The sequence below is a fragment of the Lacimonas salitolerans genome (assembly GCF_042677865.1).
GTDB classification, from domain to species: Bacteria; Pseudomonadota; Alphaproteobacteria; order Rhodobacterales; family Rhodobacteraceae; genus Lutimaribacter; species Lutimaribacter salitolerans.
The window spans coordinates 1-4,634 of record NZ_JBHUDD010000113.1 but is presented as its reverse complement, the minus strand read 5'-3'; the positions used below and the strand labels follow the sequence as shown (position 1 = coordinate 4,634).

General features: G+C 55.9%; 6 protein-coding genes. All 6 read left to right on the top strand.

The genetic code is table 11. The annotated features are described in order from the left end of the window. Window positions 1-253 precede the first annotated feature (253 nt). A complete protein-coding gene (locus ACFTOW_RS13855; RefSeq protein WP_379916699.1) occupies window positions 254-1,057 on the top strand; it encodes a flagellar hook-basal body protein in 804 nt (267 codons plus the stop codon). Window positions 1,058-1,097: 40 nt separating this feature from the next. Then, entirely contained in the window at window positions 1,098-1,793 is a 696-nt protein-coding gene (locus tag ACFTOW_RS13850; RefSeq protein WP_379916697.1) for a YcbK family protein, read from the top strand. A 105-nt stretch (window positions 1,794-1,898) separates the two neighbouring features. Continuing rightward, a complete protein-coding gene (locus tag ACFTOW_RS13845; RefSeq protein WP_379916695.1) occupies window positions 1,899-2,675 on the top strand; it encodes a P-loop NTPase in 777 nt (258 codons plus the stop codon). Window positions 2,676-2,693: 18 nt separating this feature from the next. Beyond that, complete coding sequence (locus ACFTOW_RS13840; protein ID WP_379916693.1) at window positions 2,694-3,413, top strand: sigma-70 family RNA polymerase sigma factor; 720 nt, start codon at window positions 2,694-2,696, stop codon at window positions 3,411-3,413. 24 nt (window positions 3,414-3,437) lie between these two features. Next, window positions 3,438-3,836 (top strand): hypothetical protein, encoded by a 399-nt coding sequence (locus ACFTOW_RS13835; RefSeq protein ID WP_379916691.1) that lies wholly within the window; start codon window positions 3,438-3,440, stop codon window positions 3,834-3,836. 130 nt (window positions 3,837-3,966) lie between these two features. Continuing rightward, window positions 3,967-4,634: IS110 family transposase (locus ACFTOW_RS13830; RefSeq protein ID WP_379916689.1), on the top strand; the 668-nt coding region annotated here is incomplete at its 3' end.

The following is a 4,634-nucleotide window of genomic DNA, read 5'->3' as shown; positions in this document are numbered from 1 at the left end:
GTCAAGTCCGCCGACGAAATCCTCGCCTCCGTCAAAAGGTTCTGCCAGAAAACACTGGCAGGAACTTCAGATTCAGGTGACTAAGGCGTGCTGGCTTTAACCCGGGACATCAGCGGAACGCGTGCATAGCTTGGATGCTGCACAGTGTTTCGCGCGTCGCTGTGGTTCAGGTTTTCCGCGAAACGATCGGTTGCACATATTTTTGGCACGGTACCTGCACAGACGTATTCAAATGTTCTGAAGGAGACCGCAAATGTTCGGAACCATCCTATCCGGCATGTCCACGTCGATGTTCGAAATATCCGTCGTGTCGAATAACGTGGCAAACTCCGGGACCACAGCATTTCGAAAGAGCACTGCAAGTTTTGCGGATCTCTACAGCGGCGCATCGCCCGAAACGGTGTCGCGCACGTCAACTGGCGTCGGCAGCCTGGTGGAACAGACCCGCCAAAGCACCAAGCAGGGCGGATTTATGGAACGCGACGGCGTCTTGAACATGGCCCTGGCCGGGAACGGCATGTTCGTCACAACCACGCCCAATCCTGATGGCACGCCGTCCAACACGCTAAGCTACACCCGGGATGGTGAATTTTCACTGGATGAAAACGGTGTCCTGCGGTCGTCGACCAACGACATCGTGTTTGGATATGACGGTGTTGGCGGGGAGGATCTGCAGCAACTTTCGGTACCTTTCATCAACCAAAACGATGTTCAGCTGTCTGCGCTCGAGGTCGGTTCGGACGGCCGAATGATGGCGACCTATGGTTCGGAAGAGCCCGTTGTCGTAGGACAGGTTGCCGTGGCTTTGTTCGCCAATTCAACATCCCTGCGTCAGCTCGGGATGGGGCGTTTCCAGGAATCTCAGACATCCGGGCCCGCCATTCTGGGCATCGCCGGCACCCAAGGCTTTGGCCGTGTTCTGACCGGGTCGCTTGAATCCTCGAACGTCGACCTGACGACCGAAATGACAAGCATGATCCGCGCGCAGCAGCAGTTTTCGGGCTCGTCCCGCATTCTTCAGACATATGCCGACATGATCGAAAAGCTAACACGCTAAGTGGTCGCTCCATAGGGCTGCATCTTATGCATGTTGTATTATGAAACGAAGGGTCCACGTCACGCGCCGCGCGATGATGATAGGCGCGCTTTGTGCGCCGTCATTGGTGCATGGCGCGCCGCTGGTTGATATCTCGACGGGGGGCAGCCTGTTCAGCAAAACATCTTATAGCCCACCGGAGGCGCGCGGGCAGGGCCTTTTGAACATGTTCAGCGACCCGGAGCCGGATCTGGCGCCGGACGTGTCACTGGCGCCACGGCAATCACCACTGCTTGGAATGTCGCGGCCACTGCGTCTGGCGCTGAGCAATGCGAATACTGGCGAAAAAATGACACTGAACGTGACTGCGCGCGTGCCGTTCAGTCCCTCCGAGAAACGCAAGCTTGATCATTTCCTGCGGGATTGGCGGCAAAACGAAATTCAGGAAATTGACGGTGCCGTGCTGCAAGCGCTTTTGCGGGTCTGCGAGGACGTCGCGCCCGAGGGCGGTGCGCTGAACGTGCGGATCACGTCGGGATATCGCAGTCGCAAAACCAACGATCTGTTGCGCCGCATGGGCAAGAAAGCTGCGCGCAATTCGCTGCATATGCAGGCCCGCGCGATCGATTTTTCCTTGCCGGGCGTGCCGATGAAGACGCTTTCGCGCGTCGCAAGGCAGGTTTGTCCGGGTGGTGTGGGCACGTATTCGACATTTGTGCATGTCGATAGCGGGCCGCAGCGCAGTTGGGGTGTTTGACGCGTGCACAATTTCTGGTCGCATCGAGGCGTCCAGATCTTAAATTTCTCGGTCTTTCGGTTTTTGGCGCGAAATGTGCTAATGAAAAGCAGAAAGGATGGATAGATGCCTACGGTGATAACGATTGCCAGCGGGAAAGGCGGCGTGGGGAAATCCTCTCTGGCCGCCAATTTCGCGTTGCGTTTGCAAAAGACGTCCGGTCGAACGTTATTGGTGGACTCTGACCTGCTGATGGCGAACTCGCACATCCTGCTTGATCTTAAGCCAGAATTCGATCTGATCGACGTGTTGCAGGCCCGCTGCACGCTTCGCGAGGCGATCGCGCTTGTGGATGGTGGCCTGTCCGTTTTAGCCGGTCGCACGGGCGCGAGTGTTGCTGTCGACAAGGTCAAGGATCCTCTTCAAGGCGTGCTATCCCAACTACGGGGTCCGAAGGGTGCTTTTGATTATATCGTGGTCGATGCCCCTGCGGGAGCCAGTCAGGACCTGATCAACACTCTTGCAAATTCGGATCGCGTTGTGATTGTTCTTTTGGCGCAGGCGACAAGCTTTGTGGATGCCTATGCGCTGATCAAGAATTGCTACATGGAACGTGGCATCACCCAATATTCGGTGCTTTTGAACATGGTCAAAACCGAAGCTCAAGCGATCGCAGTGTTCGAGAATTTCAGCAGCACAGTCAAGGCATTTTTGCCCGTAAACCTGACATATACAGGTCATGTCGAACATTGTCCGGAAATTCACGCGTGTTCAAGAAAATGCGTTGCCATCGTTCGAATGGGAGGAAAGAGTGAACAGATCAAAAATTTCGATGCGATCCTCAGTCAAATCCAGCGTGCACCGCACAATGCCCTGCTGCTGGATCCAACCCCACGAACGTAGCGGGTTAAAGGTGAGCAGGTGAAGTGCTATCCATCAGACACGCAGAATATCGAGCGAATTGTTCGTGAGCACGAAGGCTTGGTCCGCAGGGTGGCGCATCATGTGCACTTTCGGGTGCGGTCAATTGTTGAATATGACGACCTGCTGCAAATCGGGTTGATCGGCCTGATAGAAGCTGCACAGCGGTATTCGAGGCAAGACGGTGTTTCATTCGAAAACTACGCTGTCCTGCGTGTCCGTGGTGCGATGCATGATTATTTACGCAAGAATTCAGTATTGTGCCGTAAATCCATCAAGATCAACCAGGCGATCAATTCGGCCAAGACGAAACTGATGCAGGATCTGGGGCGCAACCCGGGAAAGCATGAACTGGCCAAGGCGGTGTCGATGACGCTGGATGACTACATGCAATGGGAACAGACACTGAATGCCAGCTACCAGAATTCGATTCAGGATGAATACGACGAGCATTCGATGTGGTTCGCCTCTGAGGAAGCCCCTGCAGAGCAAAGGCTGGATCGTGAGCGTCTGAAAGACACGTTGTTGGCGGCGCTGAAAACCTTGCCGGAACGGGAAATGCTCGTGCTGCAACTTTATTATGTGGAGGAGTTGAACGTCTATGAGATCGCTGCGGTTCTCGACGTGACACCGGGGCGCGTGTCGCAGATCAAGTCGGCAGCGTTCAAGAAAATGCAGCCGTTACTCAAGGATCACGCGGATGATGCGCGCGTCGATTGAGAGCCCGTCGCTTTGGAGGATGGCTTGGAAAAGATAAACACGGTTCAATTGTCGGTGCAGTCCGCCGAAGCGGTCATGGTGGGTCATGACAAGAAACCGCAACTTGTGGTGAACGGGACACTGATGAATTTGGCCAGAGGCCATATCGTGCTGAACGTCCAGACTTTTGAATTTGCCCATGTCGGCGGCATTGGCGAACTTGAAATCGACGATACGCGGCCAGTCATGCAGGCGCATCTGCATGTGTCCTACCGTCAGTTTTCCAGTCTTTTAAAGCTGTTGCGAAGCGATCCGCCGCGGCCGCCTTCGGCTGTTATCGCCCTGAAGGAAGAGCTGTCGACCTCGCCTGAGGGGTATCTTGTTCTGGATGGCCGGAGGCGATGTGTAATCGCGGATATATCCTGGAGCATTCCGATCCTGTAGTGCGGCTCTCCTTAGACCCCATGATCGCGGAGTGAGCCGACTGGTTCGGTGGTCTCTCCCGCGGCATCCTCCGTTCGAGGGTTGCTCCGGATTGGCCGGCGCCGAGCCTCAAGAATGGGAGAGAGACCACATGCAGGATAGCACATTCGTTGGGCTGGATGTCCATAAGGCGACGATATCGGTTGCGGTTGCGCGCGGGGAACGTGGAGGTGAGGTCCGTCACTGGGGCACGGTTCCACATCGATCTGATCATGTTCGAAAGCTGGTAGAAAAACTGGCCGCAGGCGGAGGTCGATTGCATTTCTGCTATGAAGCTGGCCCATGCGGCTACGGCTTGTATCGCCAGCTTGTTGAACTGGGGCATGATTGTATCGTGGTGGCCCCCTCACTCATTCCGGTGAAGGCTGGGGACCGGGTTAAGACGGACCGCCGCGATGCAGTGATGCTGGCGAAGTTGCACCGGGCCGGAGAATTGACGGCAGTCTGGGTGCCGGATGCGGCGCATGAGGCGATGCGAGACCTGGTTCGTGCGCGGGCGACCGCGATGCGAGTGCTCGGCAAGGCGCGACAGCATCTTCAGGGGTTTCTGTTGAGGCACGGTCGCATCTATCCGGGCAAGAAGGACTGGACGGTGGCATTCCGGCGCTGGCCACTCTACTTTCCCGAAGCCGACCGTTTTCACCGCAGCTCGCGCACTGATTGGTTTCTGGCGTTCCTAGTACTACAGTTGGGGATATTGGAGATCTCTGATTCAACTCTATTCGAGGGAATGGGAGGGTTGGGTCATGACTGTATCGG

Excerpts from the sequence above, each read along its gene's own strand:
- ACFTOW_RS13855 (WP_379916699.1), top strand. The coding sequence starts at position 254 with ATGTTCGGAACCATCCTATCCGGCATGTCCACGTCGATGTTCGAAATA.
- ACFTOW_RS13850 (WP_379916697.1), top strand. The coding sequence starts at position 1,098 with ATGAAACGAAGGGTCCACGTCACGCGCCGCGCGATGATGATAGGCGCG.
- ACFTOW_RS13845 (WP_379916695.1), top strand. The coding sequence starts at position 1,899 with ATGCCTACGGTGATAACGATTGCCAGCGGGAAAGGCGGCGTGGGGAAA.